Origin of the sequence: Marinifilum sp. JC120 (assembly GCA_004923195.1) — a bacterium.
In the GTDB taxonomy this organism is placed as follows: Bacteria; Desulfobacterota; Desulfovibrionia; order Desulfovibrionales; family Desulfovibrionaceae; genus Maridesulfovibrio.
In genome coordinates, this window is sequence record RDSB01000003.1 from 163500 (window position 1) to 181688 (window position 18189).

An 18189-nucleotide genomic window follows, 5' to 3' on the forward strand; every position below is an offset into this window, starting at 1 on the left:
TAACATACTCCTAACGGGCTGGATCAGAAGCGATGGCTTCCGATCTTGACTATAAATTGGCACAGCAGGATTCAAGAATCAACTGTTTTTCCAAATTTACCTAAATTCTATTAAATATAAGAACACCAATCGCAGGGGAAAGCAGGGAAAGCAGGGCCTGACGACATGCCGCCCTGCTCCTTCACACTGATTTAAATAAACTTTTGCTGACCGCAACCGCAGCCAGACCAAACATCATTACGAGCCTTTTCCAAAAGATTACAAAGTGTCCAGTAGCTGTCCACATGAAAACGGGCACTAAGCGTCGGACTACGGTAAGCCCAAAATTCAACCCCGGCACGCTCGGCGCAACTCTCATCAACCCAGGTATCGCCGATATATACAACTTCATCAGGCTTCATATTCCATTTATCAAGAATGTAATGGACGCCTTCAGGGTGCGGCTTACTGTTGGGTAGTGTGGTCGAGGTAACCATGGGCGAGAAAAAGCCCTCTATATCAAACATATTCAGAACCAGAGGCAAGGTATCAGTGCGATTTGTGTTGATACCCATACGAATATTATGAGTTCTCAGCCACTCCAATAAACGAGTCAATCCTTCTTCAACCTGAATGTAATTGATGCCTTCTTTAAGCAACGGATCGGAACAGAACTCAAAGGCCTGTTCGTGAGTCTCTTCAGGCAGGATATGCTTTAATGATTCTGCATGGGTGTGGGCATGAACGAACTTCTCTTCGTCAGCGCTCAGGGGTTCAAGGCCGAATTTTTCCTTGAACTTGTTGTAGTACCACTTATTGGATTCAAAGGAATTGATCAAGACTCCGTCGCAATCAAAAATTACGCCTTTAATTTTCTTAAACACCTCTGGAGGGGTTACCGGACTGATATGTATAGATTCCATCGGATTTCTCCTTAATCGTCTTCTTTAGCATTAAGGACTACGGTAAACTCCCGGTCAAGCCACGGCTTGTCTTCGGGCAGTCCGGAAAGATCCAGCAGCTTCCACGCCTTTTCGCGGAGCACCAGAGCCTTTTCCGCCAACAATCCTTCTTTTTCATAAAATTCGATATCGCGGTCCCGCCAGAGGGAGACAGCATCCACATCCCCGGTGACCAGCACGGAATTCTCCGGCAGCAGCAGAGCGAACCCTTCAAGCACTTTCTGCCACGGCAACTGCAAATCACCACCGCCCATACCGGGCAGGTTAGCCATCAAACCACCGAGTGCCATGGCCTTGCGGTCATCCTCGCTATCCACATCCAGACCGAGACTCTCACCGAAGCCGGCCCATTTCTCATTGAGGTTCTGCTCGAGGGAACCAAGCTCAATATGTTTTTCTTCGTAAGCATAACAAAGAGCAAGCACGACCTGATTCTGAATCCGTGCTTCTTCATCGCTCTTATCTTCTACGTCTGGGGCAATACGGGAAGCTAGTTCAGTATGAATAGCGGAGGTCCGCTCTCCGAACTGGTCTTTGTCATTGGACTGGGGATTAGCGATAAATTTGAACATATCACCAAGACTTTCACCGTAGCTGATGAAATCATCAACCATACGCTTGCAGGTCCCGGGTTCCACGGGAAGATCTTCTGGACGAAAAGCAGGAACTTCGCCAGCCTGCTCCCGGTCGATACCCGGATCGAAAATCAAAGCACCCTCAACCTTTTCTTCGACCAATTCTTCATGCATTTGCGGAAAATATATCAACACGGCAGAACTCCTTTTTATCTAAAATTCTATTCCTTACGCGGCTTGAAACGACTGCATACGCCCTCGCATTCAGGCAACTCAAACAGGCAGACCCTATCATGTATCGCGGAACAAAAGGAACCGTCCTCTTCCTCGCACGGGACCATATTGCGACACACCACTGTGAATTTCAAGTGTTCTTCTATCCTTTGTTCCCAAAGATCCCCGAAAGCCTTTGCATCAAGATTGAAATTTTCGGCCTGTAGCAGAAGTTTATCATACTCTCCTTCCAGATCAATCATGACCCTGCAACGGTACTGCCGATTATATCCGGGGTTGAGCTTCTCCTCAAAGAGGCACCTTCCATTCTTATAAAACCGGCACATGCGGCCCGGCATTTTAGTTACCTTAGCCAAAAGACTTCCCTCCGGGATACACGGCCAGCGGCCTGAAACTGTTCAACATTCAAAGGAAGAATTATGTACGCATCACGGCTTTGTAAAGATCAAAAATATAAATTTTACGTGTCGTTCCGAGATAAGAAGACATTCTTGACCAAAGAGCAAGGCCCGTGTAAAAGTTCACTACTATCTAGCATTGGAGGATTAAAATGTTCGGTTTAGGTATAACAGAGATTCTTTTAATTTTGGGTATCATCATCCTGATTTTCGGAGCTAAAAAACTTCCTGAAGTAGGAAGTGGACTGGGCCGCGCAATTCAGAATTTTAAAAAGGCAAGCAGCGAATCTGAAGAAATTGACGTAACACCGTCAAATAAGGATAAAGATAAAGAAGCCTAAGCTTCTGCTGTCAGCTTGATTTTTTAGCAGGTCCATACCTGCAAGATCCCCGGTTTGCTTTGCGAGCCGGGGTTTTATTATGCCCCTTTCTCCACTTCTTCTGCAAACATAAGCAGCCCCCGTCTGAGATAAATGGCACCGGAAATAAAAGTGAATACAGCGGTGAGAATTACCAGCTCAGGATGCATAAAACTCACATCCAGACCGAAGGCCAACCCCGAAAGCACAGAAAAAACGACCAGCAATTGCAACGCAGTAGTTATTTTACTGGTCCAAAGAGGATCAATCCTCTTCTCCACTTCCACACCGTAAAATTTAAGCAGAAACAAACCGCCGACGATAATCAGATCACGGGAGACAGCAAGCACGGTCAGCCAGACGGGAATGAATCCTTGCGCGGAAAGACAAAGAAAGGAAGTTACCAGCAAGATTTTATCAGCAAGAGGATCAATCATGGCCCCGAATTCGGTGCGCTGTTTCATGACCCGAGCCAGAAAACCATCCAGACCATCCGAAATCCCGGCAACCATAAACAACAGCCATGCTGCAAGGAAATTACTGTCGAGGTAAGCGATCACAAACCCCGGCGTCAGCAATATCCTGAAAATGGTTATGAGATTAGGTATAGTCCAGATTCTCCGACTCTGCACGGTCCTTCCTTTTTATTTAGCCTCCTCAAGTCCCTCCAGACTGAAAGTCAGCCCGCGGGGAGGCAGGTAATCATTAAGGTATCCCCGAAGCACCCACTGGTCGGAAACTTCAAGAGACCAACTTGCAGAAACAGCAGTGGGCTTCATTTCCACATCAAGCAAGTTTACTTCCTGCACAGCGGAATCCCATGATTTAAGCTTACGTCCGAACTCGCGGACTCCATCGGGATTGAACCAGCCGCTGACAACCAGCACAGCCTTGGGGTTCATGAGGGCTTCGATATTCTCGGAACCGAAATATTTACCCAAAAGTTCACGCCAGACCCGCTCCATACTACTTCCGGAAGCAAACCACTTTCCACGGGAAGATTGCAGATCTCCGGACCAGCGTTTTTTGGAAGCATGGCGCACAGAAAGAACAGCCACAGTTCCATTGCTGTCAGCCACCGTAGCATTAACCAATCCATAAAGAGCAATCAGCTCGTTGATTTGCTCATTCTGCTTTAATTGACGTTCCTCATTAAGAGTATACTTTTCGTTGGAAACATTAATTTGCACAGGAACTTCAGCAGCTGAGAAGAGTCCCATCTTTTTCATGGCCGAACGCAGGCTCTTGCGGTTCACACTCACGTTGATGGATACGGAAACACCGTCTTCGGCCAGCTTGACGTTCATGTCCTTGTAGCCGTTAATGTATTCCTCATAGTATTTGCCAAATGCTTTTTTAACAGCCTCGGTCCTTTCTGCGGGCATGGTTCCGGGAAGCATCCGAGAGGCTTCAGCAAACAAGGCTTGCGCAAAAGCTTCAGTCACAGCTTCCTGACGCAAGGTCCGCTGTGAAACTTCCTTTTCAGGATCAACAGGCTTGAAAATCTGCACCTTCACAGCGTGGGCAGGCAGGGCGGAAAAAAGCAGCACAGCAACGCAGGCGGCTAAAACAAACGGCTTTATCTTATCTGAAAAATTCAACTTTATCGCTCCGGTAAATTTATCGCTGTTGATTCTGAACTGCGGAATTTTCATCCAAAGAGCCTTCCTGAATGTCGCTCTCTTCTGCTCTAGCAGGAGATTCCTGCGGCTGCTCCATGTCAACAGATTCATCAACATCAGCAGTCTTAATGTCCGCATGAGGATCATCCACAAGAATAACCACTGCGCAATTCTCACTCACGATCTTACGCTTAAGAACGGCTCTGACTTTGGCCGCATCATCAAGAGAAAGCACAAAATTGCTCCGGGAAGGACCATGAGTATTAAGGGCTTTGATCGTCAAAGGGAAATTTCCAACCCGCGAACGCAGGTTCTCAGATTTATCATCGACCATATAGGTCACAAGTCCGCGCTTGAGAACAGATTCCCTGCTGACCGCGAAGGGACCGTACACGCCCACTCCCCTGCCGTCATAAATAAGGGGAAGCAACACAGGTTTGCAGTTAAGTCTTCTGGCGTCGATAACAACACCGCTATATACGGTGCTATCAATATAGCCGTTTTCCTCACTTTCAAGAGCTTGCAGTTCTGCTCCGGTTTCACCGCGCTCACCGGAAATGGTCGGCGGAATTCCGGTCTGAAAAGAAAGGGTCGGCGGAATTATGATCGAAGAAAGGCCGTTGCGCAGATTCAGGGAAGAAGTAACCACCACAGTCGCGTTGCCGTCAAGGGCAGTATCAAGCAGGGAATTCTGCACATACCCGCGTAGGGAATTCAAGGCCTTAAGATCATTCTTGATAATTGAGGAAACCTTACGGCGGCTATCCAGCGGCAGGGAAAGGACAACATCCAGCAACCCTTTGCGGGAGTCAACAGCTCCTTGCCGTACGGCAAGAGCCTTGCTGCGCACCGGGTCAATACTATCCGGCAGCAACTTGATTTCTGAGGAAGCGGCAATAAAACCATCTCCCCAGTTAACGATGGTCCCGTCGGATTTTTCAACCAACCCGCCGAAACCATTACCATTATCTGCTGTCTGCGCGGACGCAGAAGAAACCGTAACCAGCAGAACAAGTAGAGTGAAAAGTATATATTTTTTCATATGTATTCCGTTTTAGCGTAATTATCTGTTCTGGGATTACTTACCCTTCCCGGACTCAATCCGCAAGCCACTGCTCTACAAATCTAACAGCCTTATCATGCTCGTCAGGTGCAAACCAATGAATATCCTGCTCCCGCTTGAACCATGTAAGCTGTCGTTTGGCATAAGCCCGGGTATTCTTAGCCCAAAGACGGACGGTCTCATCCATGTCGATCTCGCCCTTGATAAAACGCATCAGCTCAATACAACCGATCCCGGTCCAGCCCGGTGCATTTTCATCCGGGCAGATTTCCCATGCCCTGCGCGCCTCATCCACTGCTCCGGCCTCCAGCATCTTTTCGATGCGCAAGCTCAGCAGCGGGGTCAGCTCGTCAAGATCAACCTTGATGCCGATCTTCAAAAAATTATATGGAGAAGGCGGAACTTCACGGTTATGCCACCAAGTAAAAGGCTTTCCAGTGGCCTCGTAAACCTCAAGAGCACGGGCATTACGTTGGCGGTTGTTGGGATGGGTGCGCTTGCAATATTCCGGGTCCACTTTTTCCAGCTCGGCGTAAAGGGCTGGCCCGCCTTCTTCCTCAGCACGTTTGCGGATGCGTTCCCGAATCTCATCCGGGATATCAGGGATAGGTGCGAGACCGGACGTCAAACTTTGCAGATACATGCCTGTCCCGCCAACCAGCACTGGAAGCTCGTTCTGCGGAGCGGCTTCGATACACTCCTTGGCAAGATCAACGAATCCGGCAGCATTGATGCTCTCAGTGGTGGGCAGAAAACCGTACAGTTCATGCGCACAGACAGCCCGTTCTTCCGGGCTGGGCTGAGCGGTAATCACCGGAAAATCTGCATAGACCTGCCGGGAATCAAAATTGATCACCCGCACCGGGAATTTCCGGGCCATCCCCAATGAAGTGGCGGTCTTTCCGGCCCCGGTAGGACCGAGGATGCATACAACTGGCCTACGCTTTTCCATTATCTATTTTCCGAAGGAACAAGCCTTTCGAGGACTTCATCATAAATCTGACGCGGCACAAGACCTTTGATGTCCCCGCCGTTCACTGCCACATCCTTGATTATGGTAGAACTCAGGTACATCCACTTGTAATCGGTCATTAAAAAGATGGTTTGGATATCATTATCAAGGCGGCGGTTCATGAGTGCCATCTGAAATTCGTACTCGAAATCAGAAACCGCGCGCAATCCGCGCATGATCACATTGGCAGGACTCTGTTCCACATAATGGACCAGCAGCCCGTCAAAGGAATCCACTTCCACCTGCGGATGGTGCGCAAAAATACGCTCAGCCATGTCCACTCTTTCCTCAAGGGAGAACTTACAGTTCTTGGACGTGCTGCCTGCCACGGCAACAATGACTTTATGAAATGTTTTGATCCCACGCATGACCAATGAAAAATGACCACGGGTAAAAGGATCAAAAGTTCCGGGAAATACTGCTGTAACTGGCTTTACTTCTGCCATAATAATATCCTTGTCTGACCATAGAGTTTGTTTACCAGCAGATCGAGGCGGTCCACATGTTCCGACTCGGGAGGTTCAACCTTGTCCTCCACTTCCGCCAACACAAACCCGTCCTCGGAAAGCCAGCCGTTCTCAAGAGCCGCATCAAGGGCCTTGGGCAGCAAATCGTATCCGTAAGGAGGGTCGATGAAAATAATATCGTACGGTTTATCCGGGGCTTTACCGAGTACTTTGAACAAATCCGTTTTAAAAACCTTGTACTCTTTGGGGGAAGCTCCCAGATCCTTTAAATTGGTACTGATCAAGGCAGCGGCGCGCACGTTTTTTTCCACAAAAAAAGCGAATTCCGCACCCCGGCTAAGGGCCTCAATGGCAAGGCTCCCGCTTCCGGCGAACATATCTGCCACGCGCAATCCATCCCAGTCCACGCCCCTTGATTCGAGCATGGAAAAAATGGCCTGCCTGACCTTGGATGTTGCCGGACGGTAACCGGGACCGCTGGCGGTCTTGATTACCCGGCCACCGTATTTGCCGCTTATAAGTCTCATATCTTTTATAATTCCGAAATTAGTTCAATAACCTGACGGTTAATTTCAAGCAGCCTATCCCGCAACTCAGTCTGACTGAGAAAAGATTGTGACTGCACTTTATCCAGCCTGCCCCTGAATTCGGTAAAAAGCTTTTCCGAATCATTAAGCAGAAAATCCCAATCGATTTCCGGCTTCGCGGGCTTGCCCTTGACCACGGGCTGCATTTCGCCACCGGGTACAAGCATGAGTTCTTCCTGGTAATCGGCAATATGCACCTTGTACCCGAGTTCCTGCTTGATGCGTCCGGCCAGTACTTTTTGACCTTTAGGTTCGCCGTGGGTCAATATGACTTTCATGGACGGGCTGTCAAAGTGTTTCAGCCAGTCAATCATCTCATCCTGCCCAGCATGGCCGGAAAAACCGTTGATAGTGAAGATTTTCGCCTCCACAGCCAGCTTTTCGCCAAAAATTGTGATGTTGTCCGCACCGTTGACCAATCTACGGCCCGGAGTACCCACGCCCTGATAACCAACAAATACCACACTTGAGTTTTTACGCCAGATATTGTGACGCAAATGGTGTTTGATGCGCCCTGCGTTAGCCATGCCGCTAGCGGAAATAACGATTGCCGGACCTTCTGTCTCGTTGATTGCCTGCGACTCTTCAGTTGTAAGGGTAAATTTTAAATTAGGCAGGGAAAGCGGATCATCACCGTTATGCATCAATTCCTTGGTATCAAGGTCGAAAAATTCCGGATGATTCCTAAAAATTTCAGTAGCTTTGATAGCAAGCGGACTGTCCAAGTATACAGGCATGTCCGCCGGAAGTCTGCCATCCTTGTAAAGCAGGTGCAAAGTGTAGATGAGCTGCTGTGAACGCTCCACCGCAAAGGCCGGGATAACAACCTTGCCGCCCTGCTCGTAACTCCAGGCGATAGCCTCGGCAAGTTCATCAAGACTGTTGGAGGAATCCTTATGGTTACGGTCTCCATAGGTGGATTCCATGAGCAGGTAATCGGCCTTTTCAATGATGCTGGGATTGCGCACAATGAGCTGGTCCTTATGACCAAGATCCCCGGAAAATACAACTTTAGTGGTCTCGCCGCCTTCCTTAATCCACAATTCAATAAATGCAGACCCGAGAATGTGTCCCGCGTCCTTAAAATTTACTGTAACACCTTCCGCAGGATCGAAACTGGCTCCATACTGCACAGTTCGCATGAGCGGCACAGTTTTAAGTGCATCATCCTGCTGATAAATAGGAGAAATGGGAGCCATGCCCTTGCGCAGTCTCTTACGGTTGGCCCACTCTGTTTCCATTTCTTGAATGTAAGCACTATCCAGCAACATGATATCAAGCAAATCGCGGGTGGGGATGGTCATGTAGATGGGGCCGTCAAAGCCAGCCCGTACCGCAGCCGGAAGCAAACCAGTATGGTCAATATGGGCATGGGTGATCAGAATAAAGTCAAGATTCTTGGGGTCGTAATCAGCTATCCCCCGGTTGCGTTTTTCAACTTCCGCGTTACCCTGATGAAGGCCGCAATCCACGGCGAATCTGACATTATCAGTCTCAATTATGTAGCAGGAGCCGGTAACAGTCTTGGCGGCACCCATAAAAGTAATCTTCATTTATCCTCCCAAATCATTTCCCTGAAATCTATTCAGACTATGCTAGTCAGGCTTTTTTTGATAATTCGAATGCACTGTTACATGCACCAATAATCAAATTCAGGCAACCGCGGAGCAATTAGAAAATGCAGCAGCACAACCAGAAAAAAGCATACCTGTACGGACTTTCCGCCGTACTCATCTGGTCCACTGTGGCCTCGGCATTCAAAATAGCTCTCGGCTACATGGACCCGCTGCAGCTGCTCTTCTACGCCGTTATTTTCTCCACCATATCACTCTTCGCCATTTTAAAAATACAAAATAAAACCGGACAGATAAAGCAAATGAGCAAAATTGAATTGCTCAAATGCGGACTGCCCGGCCTGCTCAACCCCTTCTTATACTATATAATACTCTTTAAAGCCTACGACCTGCTCCCGGCACAGGAAGCCCAACCGCTTAACTACACTTGGGCCATCACCCTTTCATTGTTATCTATCCCTCTGCTAGGCCAGAAAATGACCATGCGTGAACTGCTGGCAATCCTGACCAGTTACCTCGGCGTGGTAGTCATTTCCACCCACGGCAACTTGTTCGATATAAAATTCAGTAATGGTTACGGGGTCTTTTTGGCCTTGTTCAGCACCATAATCTGGTCCCTGTACTGGATAATGAACACCAAGAGCAAATTCGATCCGCTTATAGGTCTATTTTTAAATTTCTGCTTCGGCCTGCCGCTGGTAACCGGAGCTATGCTTATCTTTTCCGGGCTGCCACCGTTTAATATCCCGGCCATACTTTCAGCCGCCTATGTAGGATTCTTCGAGATGGGTATCACCTTCGCCCTCTGGCTGAATGCCCTTAAATTCAGTGAAAAGGCGTCAAAAGTCAGCAACCTGATATTCCTCTCCCCGTTCCTGTCATTAATATTAATCCACTTTATCCTGGGAGAGGAAATCCTGCCTTCAACGCTGGTGGGATTACTTTTTATTGTGGCTGGAAATGTAATTCAGCAATTAGGAAAAAAGAAATAATCTGATACGCACACTCAAGATACAAAGCAAAAATATTAAACATCATAGAGCGAAGCTTATTGAAAAGTTTTGAGGGGATGGGGTCTGGGGAAGGGGAACTTTTCCCAAAAGTTCCCCTTCCCCAGCCGTCGGAGACAATAAAAATACAAAAGGACCGGGCTGGAGGTTCCCGGTCCTTTTTGTATTAAGGAGTGATGATGAGGAATGAAGACTGTATATTTATTCGGGCATTTGTTGAAGAAATTGCAGGGGAACAACTTCTTCGCCCGTCTTGTCTTTTTACTTAGCATCATGCGTGCCAAAAGAACTTAGTTCGCAATTACATATACTTACAAAAAACACCTATTTTTACCAAACGTTCTCTGCACTTCCATTTGCACAAATTCATTGCACATATGTGCAATGCACAACTGCACACGCTGCACATCCATTCAGTCCGACACACAAATACAAGTTTAAGAATTGACGACAGAAAGGTTAAATTCGCGAAACCCTCTGTACATAACAATTCTTTCGTATTATGTTATCAATAGCGGAACTCGAAGAAACCTTGAATCACTACTCAATACAATGAATACACCACACTTAAATAATAAGGAGGAAATTATGCATACACGCCTTTCAGATGTGTACCTAAACCATGAGATCAATGAAAAAATCGAGGAAGCCTGCCAGAATCTGGGAATCAGCAAAAGCATGTTTCTGAATGTGCTGCTACAGGAGCTGTTCAGCAAGGCCGGACCGGAAGACCTTTTCTATAACCGGGTAAAGTTTTGCGATGATAACAATCTCGAATCCGTAAAGAAAACAGAACAGATCACCCAGTAACCCTATTCATTTTCAATCAGACTGCCGCAAATCCAACCTCTAACCACAAGCGGCAAAGCAACAGAGGACGGCGCAAAAATCAGGAACCGACAAGTAAGCTAAACCTGCATTTTTGCGCCATGTTTCTTCATAAATCCCGCCGCAGGGGACGTACCGCGCAGCATTAACATGCTGCTTTTTTTGTTCCAATTTTCAATTCTCTTCAGTCTTCGCACACAAATTTATTATGCTCTCCATGACATATGTCATGTTTGACAACAATTCCCCTACTAAATATACGGTTATTTCAATTGCCCTTAAATTTTAATAATCATAATTGGAGAGAACAATGCGTTTAGTTTCTTTAGGAGTAATGCTCGTTATGCTATCACTGATCTCCGCAGTCCCGGCATTTGCCGCAGAAAAGATCAGCGGCGATGTAATCATGTTCCACGCTGGCAGCCTTTCAGTTCCCCTTGCTAAAATGGAAAAAGAATTTGAAGCCATGCATCCCGGCGTAGACATCAAACGTGAAGCCGGCGGTTCAACCAAAATGGCTCGCATGATTTCCGAAGTGGGCAAACCCGCAGACATTATGGCTTCCGCCGACTACGTAGTTATCGATAAGAACCTGATCCCTAAATATGCGGACTTCAACATCCGTTTCGCTACCAACCAGCTTGTTCTCTGCTACACCGACCAATCCAAATTCGCGGCTGAAATCAATGCCGACAACTGGTACGACATTATTGCCAGACCCGGTGTTATCTGGGGCCACTCCGACCCCAACCTCGACCCCTGCGGCTACCGCAGCGTAATGGTCATGCAGCTTGCTGAAAAATTTTACGGCAAATCCGGCCTCTTTGATAAGCTTGTTTCCGTGCGTAAAAAAGAATGGGTCCGCCCCAAATCAGTTGAACTTATCTCTCTGCTCAAAACCGGAAACATGGACTATGCTTGGGAATACCTCTCCGTAGCAGTGCAGCACGACCTGAAGTACATCACCCTCGACAAGCACATCAACCTTTCCGACTACAAATATAACAGCTTCTACAAACAGGCTAAAGTGACTGTCAGCGGCAAGAAGCCCGGCACCACCATCGAACGCGTCGGTAAATCCATAACCTACGGTATCACCGAACTCAAAGATGCTCCCAACAAAGCTGCGGCCACCGCTTTCATGGCCTATATGCTTTCCCCAGAAGGCGGCTTGAAAATTCTCAAAGAAATGGGCCAGCCTCCCTTTGTTCCAGCTATCGTTCCTGACGAAGCAATGATCAAGAACATGCCTGTAGAACTCCAGAAGCTTGTAAAAGTTAAAAAATAAACTGAGTATAATTATGGAAAGCCGGGAGTAACTCCCCGGCTTTCCAACTTCCCGCCCATGAAAAAATTTCATAAAATATCAGTCAGCTCTATTCTTTCCACCATTCTGGTCCTCGGCTTCATTCTGGTTCCCCTTAGCCAGCTGATCCTCGGTTCAAGCGCCAATGAACTGCTTGAAACCATTATGGACCCGGATGTGCGCGCAGCCATCACCCGCAGCATGCTTTGCTCAGGACTGGCGGCATTCATATCTTTCGCCATCGGTACCCCTTTCGCCTTTATGCTGGCCCGCAAGGATTTCAAAGGGAAAGCTCTGGTGGAATCCATCATTGACATGCCGATCATGATCCCACACCCGGTCATCGGTATCGCACTCTTATCCATTGCCGGACGTAACCACTGGATCGGGCAGATGCTGCTGGATGCCGGAATCCGCATTATGGGCACCAATACAGGCATAGTGGCCGTGCTGGTCTTTGTGGGACTGCCCTTCTATCTTAACGCTGCCCGGGATGGTTTTGAATCTGTCCCTGATCGACTGGAAAAAGCAGCCCGCACCTTGGGAGCCTCCCCAACGCAAACATTTTTCCGGGTCACCCTGCCGCTGGCTTGGCGATCCCTGCTGACCGGAATGATCATGTGCATGGCCCGCGCACTCAGTGAGTTCGGCGCGGTTGTAATTGTGGCCTACCATCCCATGATTGCCCCGGTACTCATGTACGAACGATTCACCGCCTATGGGCTGTCCTATTCCCGCCCGGTGGCTATCTGGCTTATTTTTCTTTCACTGGTGCTCTTTGCGGCACTGCGACTTCTTTCACGCGGACTGGGGAGCAGGGAATCATGATCAAAATAGAAAAACTTAACGTCGAACTTCCCAAATTTTTCTTACAGGATATAAACCTGCACATCCCGGAAGGAGACTTTTTCACCCTGCTCGGTCCTACCGGGTCCGGCAAATCCGTGCTGCTGGAAACAATCGCCGGGCTGGTTCCGGTTTCTTCCGGTTCCATTAAAATTTCAGGCTATGAGATCGCCCACCTGCCCCCGGAAAAACGGGGACTGTCCATTGTCTATCAGGACTACGCCCTTTTCCCACACCTAAGCGTGCTGGAAAACATCACTTTCGGTGCAAAATACAAAAGAATAAGCGAAGATAAGGCCGTACGAAAAGCTGCGGAACTTGCAGAGAAACTCAATATTTCTCACTTACTCACCCGTACCCCACACCATCTTTCCGGTGGTGAAAGGCAACGGGCAGCCATTGCCCGCGCCTTGCTGGTTGATCCGGCAGTACTGCTGCTGGATGAACCCCTTTCCGCACTGGACCCGGCTTTCCGGCAAGAAGTACAGGAACTGCTCAAAGACCTGCACCGCGAAACCGGGATCACCTTTGTCATGGTTACTCATGATTTTGACGAAGCCCTTTATCTTTCCACCAATGGGGCCATCATCAGGAATGGTCAACTAGTACGCAAAGGTAAAATCCGGGATATATTCAACTCTCCCGGCTCGGAATTCGTGGCCGGTTTCGTGGGCATGAACAATATTTACCCCTGCGTTCCCATGAAAGAATGGGTACAGCTGGGCGACCTGAGATTAGATTGCTGTAAGGAAAAAACGGGGTCTGAGACAAGGCTGGCCTTCAGGCCCGAAGAAGTGCTGCTGGGCAGTGAAATAGGTGAACATAACGGGCAGAACAGCTTTTATGCCACCATCAAAGGTATCACAGCCGGAGGTTTTCACGCACGGGTCAGCCTTGATTACGACGGCATGGAAATCTACGCCTTAGTACCGCGCAAGATGATAGGTAACGGTGAACTTAAACCGGGATTGCCCATCAAAGTCGCCATTCCGGAGCAGAGCCTGCACCTGTTTTAACGCTGGGTGCGCAAATTTCCGTAGAGATTTCTGATGTTATAAAAATTACCCAGCAGATAGATGGCTAAAAGCCCTGCGACCAGAAGCTCACGGTTCACACCATAAGAACTTAAAAACAGGTACGCAAAAACCAGCAACAATTGCAGACAGACAAAAAACTTCTGTTTGCGATCCAACCAGCTGATTCCAAAAAACTTGCGACACTGGAAATAACGCAGCAGATTGATGAGCACGTTTGAAAGACAAAAAGCCAACCCAGCCCCGCTCACCCCAAGGTTGTTGTAAAGCAGCAAACAGAGTCCCGCATTAAGAATAAGCCCGGCCACGGTGTTGAAAACTTCCAGCTTTGACTTACCGGAAAGGATCAAAAGATAACCAACCGGACCCGTGTAGCAATTGCAAATCTGACCAAGCAGCATCCAGAGTAGGCAGGCTGTCCCGGCCTCATATTCCACACCAAAAAAACGCATGATCACATCGGAATACACAGCCACCCCGGCCAGCAGAATGAATGAAAAAAAGGTCAATGCATGGGTGGCATCGCGATAAAGGGAACGGATAGAAGCATAATCTTCACGAGCATAGGCAGTAGATATCTGCGGGGCATAAACGCTGTTGAAAGTATACAACAGAATAGAAATGGACACCGCAACCTTCATAGCAGCCACAAAATAAGCGGCCTCAACCACTGAACCGACAGCACCGAGGATGAGCGTATTTATCCAGATCAGTGAAGTCTGGGAAAAAGCGATGGTCAAAAGCGGAATGGAATACACAAGAATTTCACGCACACTGATCGTACCGCGCAGCCTGAGCGAAAAGCTCAATCCATAATCCCTGCGAGTGCTCATAAATGCATACAAAAAAGACATAATATAAAGCGCAGTCACAGCCACCAGAAAACCGAGCACACTAAACTCGACCACAAATGCTAAACCGGAAAGAAGCAGCATGCCCAGTGGAATCAGCAAGTTTTCCACCAGTGTAATCCCGGACATATCGCCAAGACTCTGGCGAACCATTATGTTGATTCTGGTCAAACTCCAGAAAAAAATTATGGGAGAAGCGTAAAAAATGTACTCCCACTTTGACACATCTTTAAAGACCAATCCGGCCACAGATTTGGCAAAAACCATAACCGACCCGCAAAGCAGCAAGGCAAAGCCCCCCACAATCAATTGTGAAAGGGTCCACATAGATGAAAGATTGCCACCATCCTCACTCTTTAGCTGCGGGATAAAGCGCAAGCACCCATTTCCAATGCCTAGCTGAGCAAAATTTGCGCAAAGAAAAGCAAAAGTATAGCCGATGAAGAAAAGACCGGAACCGTAAGCCCCGTACTTCTTAGCCAGCACCCAAGCCAGCAGCAAACCACCTGCGCCCTTCACTCCCTTGGCAGTAAAGACGAGGATCAGCTTCTTCAAATTGGAATAATCACTGCTCAAACCGTTTTTCCTTCAGCTTGTGGAGAATACTCCTATCAATAAAGGTGTAATAAAAAATATTTCGTACTTTGAGCCAGATCCAATGCACAGCCTGCCCGACAATCAGCCCGGCACTTTCCCTAAACGGCACATTGCCCGGTGCATATAGTTCGTATCCGTTTTCTAAAAGCTCACGGGCGCAAATCAGCTCGTAAAGCTGAATCTGGGCAGGACTTAAAATATCTTTCCACTTCAGCGCAATTTTACGATCGGGGTCCCGGCCCACATTCTTGTGCAGATGTTTTTGTTTTTTACCGATCAATTGATAGTAATCCTGCTGGGTAGAGCTGATCACTTTACCTGCGAGGCTCACATCCAGCGCATCAAGTAAATGGACAACCTCGCCCTCGGGATTGGCAAGCAGATCTTCAAAGCGGATACGAATCAACGTTTCTCCGTCCAGCCTGTGCAACATTCTTTTCCAATCAAAAGCAGCCTGAAAAATATTGTTGGACATCTTCATCCCGGTCAGTGAAACCATGTTCAGCTTGGAATTAAAAACTGCCCGCCCGTCACGTAAAAGAAAAATAAATTTCGAATCACTATATATCTTCTTCAACTGCTTCAGATGAAAATCGTGCCGCGCACCTTTGATGACCAGCACTTCCGGTTCGCCCTCACCGCGCACCTTGAGGTACTGCGCAAAGACAACGTCGAACACGATGCGGTAGGTTAACTGGTCAAACTCATCCAACCTGCTGCGCAGAACTTCCCGGTCCACATTCCATTCAACAAAACGAGGTTCCAAGTAAATTAAATCCAGCAGACCGCCCACGGTCATGGCTTGTTCATCTTTGAAATTTTCCAAGACAAGGGAAATAAAATGGCTCTCCTGCGCAACCACGACCCCGGCATGACGATTCAGCAGAGATGAAAGCAAGGTTGAACCGGACCTGCTGTCATATAGTATGAATGCATGGATCATAGCTTCTGCACCTCGAGTTTTGAAAAATCAACCCTGTAGCTCCCGCTGCGACACTCAACCTTAATGCGATCTCCTGAAACAGAACTCCCGAACAAAGTCGGGGCAGCACATCCCTCAAGAGTCCGCCCCACAGCAGTAAGCATGGTGGATGGGGAAGAAGTTTTACGCTCCGCCTGATAAAGCATTCCCGAGCGGGGAATCTTCTTACCCATAAACCGCAACAGTCCAGCGTATCGCTTGAATGATGTACTGAAGCCGTCCCCATGAAAATTCAAAACATAACCGCTTTCCCGCTCAATACAAACTTTCCCGTCACCGGCCCCCCTGACCAGACGTCCCTTACGGTACAGGTGCATGGGATAATAAATGCTGGTACTGCCGGAAGGAACAATCCGGTCACGCACAAAAAAATCTTCACCGTTAATAACCACGATCACCCGCTTCAGTGATTTCGGCCGCACTGAAGAGGGATAATATCCGGCAAGTTCGACCTCTACAGCCTGAAAACCGTCTCCGCTGACAAACCTCGGCTTAGGAGTGGGCCCTTTGCCCTTTTTGTAGTCGTAAAGCTGGAAGACTGCAGTGCCCTCGCCAAGCTGACCAATTTTATTAAAGACCGGGATATTGTGATTAATGGAAAATTTCTTGAGCAAAAATCCGTCATCATTTACCAAAGACCGCTTGCCCAGCCAGAGACCGAAATGCCCCGCATCCGGGTGAATATGTGATCCGGGGAAAACCCCTTTGGACAGGGCATGAAATCCCTGCGGAGGGCCACATTTGAAAAAAACAAGAGAAGCATCATCCGCCCATGAAGAACGGGTCAAAAGAATTCCGAGATTTCCAAACCATGCGTGAAGCGGCAGTCCCTGCGGTTCCTGCGGCTGCACCTGCGGATCATACCAGATGTAATCCTGCCAGAGTATGGTGCTCATACGCCTTTTGCGTTCAACTTCACTTGCCAGCCACTGGGTATGACCGTCCTTAAAAATACGGGCAAGACAACGCAGGATCGCCCCCGGACCGTAAAAATCCACCATGGGTGAATCCGCAAAATCCACATTATATTTAAATCCGGGCAAGGAGGCGTATAGTCGAAATTTAGCGGTATTACTTAAAAATCCACTTGAGCGGACCATTTCCAGCCCCTGTGCCGGAGCCATGGCCATATAATAATTAAGCAGCCAAAGAGTCCCATAACTCCAGTAACCGACACCCTCATGGGAAGCACCATCCGGGGAAAGCAGGGGCAAAACCAGCTTAAAATTATTACTGGCGGTTTTGAGCCACTTGGCGGCCCTCCTGTCCTCTCCGTAAAGAGCAATCCCCGCAACTGCCAAAGCCCCTGCATTAACATAATTATGGTTCTGAAGCAGCCCGCGAGACTGCGCCCACCAGAGCCTTTTGGTGCGAATAACTTCATCCAAGATTTCCGCATGCTCAATAATGGCATCCTTAACCATCAAACGCAGGGCTGAAGAAAGATCGTTATAAAACCAGTCATAAACCAGAGAAAGGGCAAAGATTGAATGTGCAGCCCCGATATCTTCGTTGCTTCCCCAGCGGGGAGAAACGCAAAAAGTCCGTAAAAGATCCTGCACAGTAACAAATGCAGACGGATCACCTTTGATTAAATGGTAAAAAGCAAGGTCAACCAATCCATCAGCCGGACGGCGCAGGGTTTCATCATTGTAGCGAAGAAGAGTGGCTGGAGCCCTGTTCCCCACAAGTCCGCGCCCGCGCTTACGGATAATGCGCAGAAAATCAGAATAAGGCTTTTCATCTTTCAGGGAGCGTAATTCTTCAAGGCGGGATTTATTGAAATAAAGTCTGGGACGGGACTTGAAAACATAATAATCAACGGAAGCCGCACAATACGGAACAGTCCATATTGCCGAGAACAAAACAACTATTGCGACAACCGTTCCCAGCCGCATGTACA

General features: G+C 48.1%; 19 protein-coding genes. 6 read left to right on the plus strand and 13 right to left on the minus strand.

All coding sequences use genetic code 11. The features are described from left to right. Positions 1–191: 191 nt before the first annotated feature. The 3 genes from D0S45_04895 to D0S45_04905 are packed head-to-tail and all read right to left on the minus strand — an operon-like array spanning position 192 to position 2106. On the minus strand, positions 192–902 hold the full coding sequence (locus tag D0S45_04895) for an HAD family hydrolase (protein TIH18557.1): 711 nt from the start codon (positions 900–902) through the stop codon (positions 192–194). Between the two features lie 11 nt (positions 903–913). After that, positions 914–1711: a hypothetical protein gene (locus D0S45_04900; protein ID TIH18558.1), complete on the minus strand. Its 798-nt coding sequence runs from the start codon at positions 1709–1711 to the stop codon at positions 914–916. Between the two features lie 26 nt (positions 1712–1737). Continuing rightward, complete coding sequence (locus D0S45_04905; GenBank protein TIH18559.1) at positions 1738–2106, minus strand: hypothetical protein; 369 nt, start codon at positions 2104–2106, stop codon at positions 1738–1740. Positions 2107–2300: 194 nt separating this feature from the next. Here D0S45_04905 and D0S45_04910 point away from each other — a divergent pair, with 194 nt between their 5' ends. Continuing rightward, entirely contained in the window at positions 2301–2489 is a 189-nt protein-coding gene (locus D0S45_04910; GenBank protein ID TIH18560.1) for a twin-arginine translocase TatA/TatE family subunit, read from the plus strand. Positions 2490–2566: 77 nt separating this feature from the next. Here the strand turns inward: D0S45_04910 and D0S45_04915 are convergent, their stop codons facing one another. From D0S45_04915 to D0S45_04945, 7 genes are read right to left on the minus strand one after another with little or no spacing between them, the layout of a single operon-like run. Beyond that, positions 2567–3139 (minus strand): CDP-diacylglycerol--glycerol-3-phosphate 3-phosphatidyltransferase, encoded by a 573-nt coding sequence (locus tag D0S45_04915; GenBank protein ID TIH18561.1) that lies wholly within the window; start codon positions 3137–3139, stop codon positions 2567–2569. Positions 3140–3151: 12 nt separating this feature from the next. Further along, the gene (locus D0S45_04920; GenBank protein TIH18642.1) at positions 3152–4108 is read right to left on the minus strand and encodes a hypothetical protein; all 957 of its coding nucleotides are present in this window, start codon (positions 4106–4108) and stop codon (positions 3152–3154) included. Positions 4109–4127: 19 nt separating this feature from the next. After that, positions 4128–5171: a hypothetical protein gene (locus D0S45_04925; protein TIH18562.1), complete on the minus strand. Its 1044-nt coding sequence runs from the start codon at positions 5169–5171 to the stop codon at positions 4128–4130. A gap of 55 nt (positions 5172–5226) precedes the next feature. Further along, positions 5227–6147 carry a tRNA (adenosine(37)-N6)-dimethylallyltransferase MiaA gene (gene miaA / locus D0S45_04930; GenBank protein TIH18563.1) on the minus strand — a complete coding sequence of 307 codons (921 nt, stop codon included), beginning with the start codon at positions 6145–6147 and terminating at the stop codon, positions 5227–5229. Continuing rightward, positions 6144–6650: a pantetheine-phosphate adenylyltransferase gene (locus tag D0S45_04935; GenBank protein ID TIH18564.1), complete on the minus strand. Its 507-nt coding sequence runs from the start codon at positions 6648–6650 to the stop codon at positions 6144–6146. Before D0S45_04935 ends, miaA begins: the two co-directional genes overlap by 4 nt. Beyond that, the gene (gene rsmD, locus D0S45_04940) at positions 6638–7198 is read right to left on the minus strand and encodes a 16S rRNA (guanine(966)-N(2))-methyltransferase RsmD (protein TIH18565.1); all 561 of its coding nucleotides are present in this window, start codon (positions 7196–7198) and stop codon (positions 6638–6640) included. The genes D0S45_04935 and rsmD overlap by 13 nt, the downstream gene beginning before the upstream one ends. Before the next feature lie 5 nt (positions 7199–7203). Further along, positions 7204–8811, minus strand: coding sequence for an MBL fold metallo-hydrolase (locus tag D0S45_04945; GenBank protein TIH18566.1), 1608 nt, complete (start codon positions 8809–8811; stop codon positions 7204–7206). 125 nt (positions 8812–8936) lie between these two features. Here D0S45_04945 and D0S45_04950 point away from each other — a divergent pair, with 125 nt between their 5' ends. The 5 genes from D0S45_04950 (at position 8937) to D0S45_04970 (ending at position 13838) form a co-directional block, all read left to right on the plus strand. Beyond that, on the plus strand, positions 8937–9824 hold the full coding sequence (locus D0S45_04950; protein ID TIH18567.1) for a DMT family transporter: 888 nt from the start codon (positions 8937–8939) through the stop codon (positions 9822–9824). A 606-nt stretch (positions 9825–10430) separates the two neighbouring features. Next, entirely contained in the window at positions 10431–10652 is a 222-nt protein-coding gene (locus tag D0S45_04955; GenBank protein TIH18568.1) for a hypothetical protein, read from the plus strand. Positions 10653–10980: 328 nt separating this feature from the next. Beyond that, positions 10981–11958: a tungstate ABC transporter substrate-binding protein WtpA gene (wtpA, locus tag D0S45_04960; GenBank protein ID TIH18569.1), complete on the plus strand. Its 978-nt coding sequence runs from the start codon at positions 10981–10983 to the stop codon at positions 11956–11958. A gap of 57 nt (positions 11959–12015) precedes the next feature. After that, a complete protein-coding gene (locus D0S45_04965; protein ID TIH18570.1) occupies positions 12016–12804 on the plus strand; it encodes an ABC transporter permease subunit in 789 nt (262 codons plus the stop codon). Beyond that, positions 12801–13838, plus strand: coding sequence for an ABC transporter ATP-binding protein (locus D0S45_04970; GenBank protein ID TIH18571.1), 1038 nt, complete (start codon positions 12801–12803; stop codon positions 13836–13838). The genes D0S45_04965 and D0S45_04970 overlap by 4 nt, the downstream gene beginning before the upstream one ends. Here D0S45_04970 and D0S45_04975 read toward each other — a convergent pair. From D0S45_04975 to D0S45_04985, 3 genes are read right to left on the minus strand one after another with little or no spacing between them, the layout of a single operon-like run. Further along, on the minus strand, positions 13835–15283 hold the full coding sequence (locus tag D0S45_04975; GenBank protein ID TIH18572.1) for a polysaccharide biosynthesis protein: 1449 nt from the start codon (positions 15281–15283) through the stop codon (positions 13835–13837). The two genes, D0S45_04970 and D0S45_04975, sit on opposite strands and share 4 nt — an antisense overlap. Next, positions 15273–16247: a sulfotransferase gene (locus D0S45_04980; GenBank protein TIH18573.1), complete on the minus strand. Its 975-nt coding sequence runs from the start codon at positions 16245–16247 to the stop codon at positions 15273–15275. Before D0S45_04980 ends, D0S45_04975 begins: the two co-directional genes overlap by 11 nt. Next, complete coding sequence (locus tag D0S45_04985; protein ID TIH18574.1) at positions 16244–18184, minus strand: DUF4962 domain-containing protein; 1941 nt, start codon at positions 18182–18184, stop codon at positions 16244–16246. Before D0S45_04985 ends, D0S45_04980 begins: the two co-directional genes overlap by 4 nt. Between the last annotated feature and the right edge of the window lie 5 nt (positions 18185–18189).

Excerpts from the sequence above, each read along its gene's own strand:
- D0S45_04895 (TIH18557.1), bottom strand. The coding sequence starts at position 902 with ATGGAATCTATACATATCAGTCCGGTAACCCCTCCAGAGGTGTTTAAG.
- D0S45_04910 (TIH18560.1), top strand. The coding sequence starts at position 2,301 with ATGTTCGGTTTAGGTATAACAGAGATTCTTTTAATTTTGGGTATCATC.
- D0S45_04925 (TIH18562.1), bottom strand. The coding sequence starts at position 5,171 with ATGAAAAAATATATACTTTTCACTCTACTTGTTCTGCTGGTTACGGTT.
- D0S45_04935 (TIH18564.1), bottom strand. The coding sequence starts at position 6,650 with ATGGCAGAAGTAAAGCCAGTTACAGCAGTATTTCCCGGAACTTTTGAT.
- rsmD (TIH18565.1), bottom strand. The coding sequence starts at position 7,198 with ATGAGACTTATAAGCGGCAAATACGGTGGCCGGGTAATCAAGACCGCC.
- D0S45_04945 (TIH18566.1), bottom strand. The coding sequence starts at position 8,811 with ATGAAGATTACTTTTATGGGTGCCGCCAAGACTGTTACCGGCTCCTGC.
- D0S45_04950 (TIH18567.1), top strand. The coding sequence starts at position 8,937 with ATGCAGCAGCACAACCAGAAAAAAGCATACCTGTACGGACTTTCCGCC.
- D0S45_04955 (TIH18568.1), top strand. The coding sequence starts at position 10,431 with ATGCATACACGCCTTTCAGATGTGTACCTAAACCATGAGATCAATGAA.
- wtpA (TIH18569.1), top strand. The coding sequence starts at position 10,981 with ATGCGTTTAGTTTCTTTAGGAGTAATGCTCGTTATGCTATCACTGATC.
- D0S45_04965 (TIH18570.1), top strand. The coding sequence starts at position 12,016 with ATGAAAAAATTTCATAAAATATCAGTCAGCTCTATTCTTTCCACCATT.
- D0S45_04970 (TIH18571.1), top strand. The coding sequence starts at position 12,801 with ATGATCAAAATAGAAAAACTTAACGTCGAACTTCCCAAATTTTTCTTA.
- D0S45_04980 (TIH18573.1), bottom strand. The coding sequence starts at position 16,247 with ATGATCCATGCATTCATACTATATGACAGCAGGTCCGGTTCAACCTTG.
- D0S45_04985 (TIH18574.1), bottom strand. The coding sequence starts at position 18,184 with ATGCGGCTGGGAACGGTTGTCGCAATAGTTGTTTTGTTCTCGGCAATA.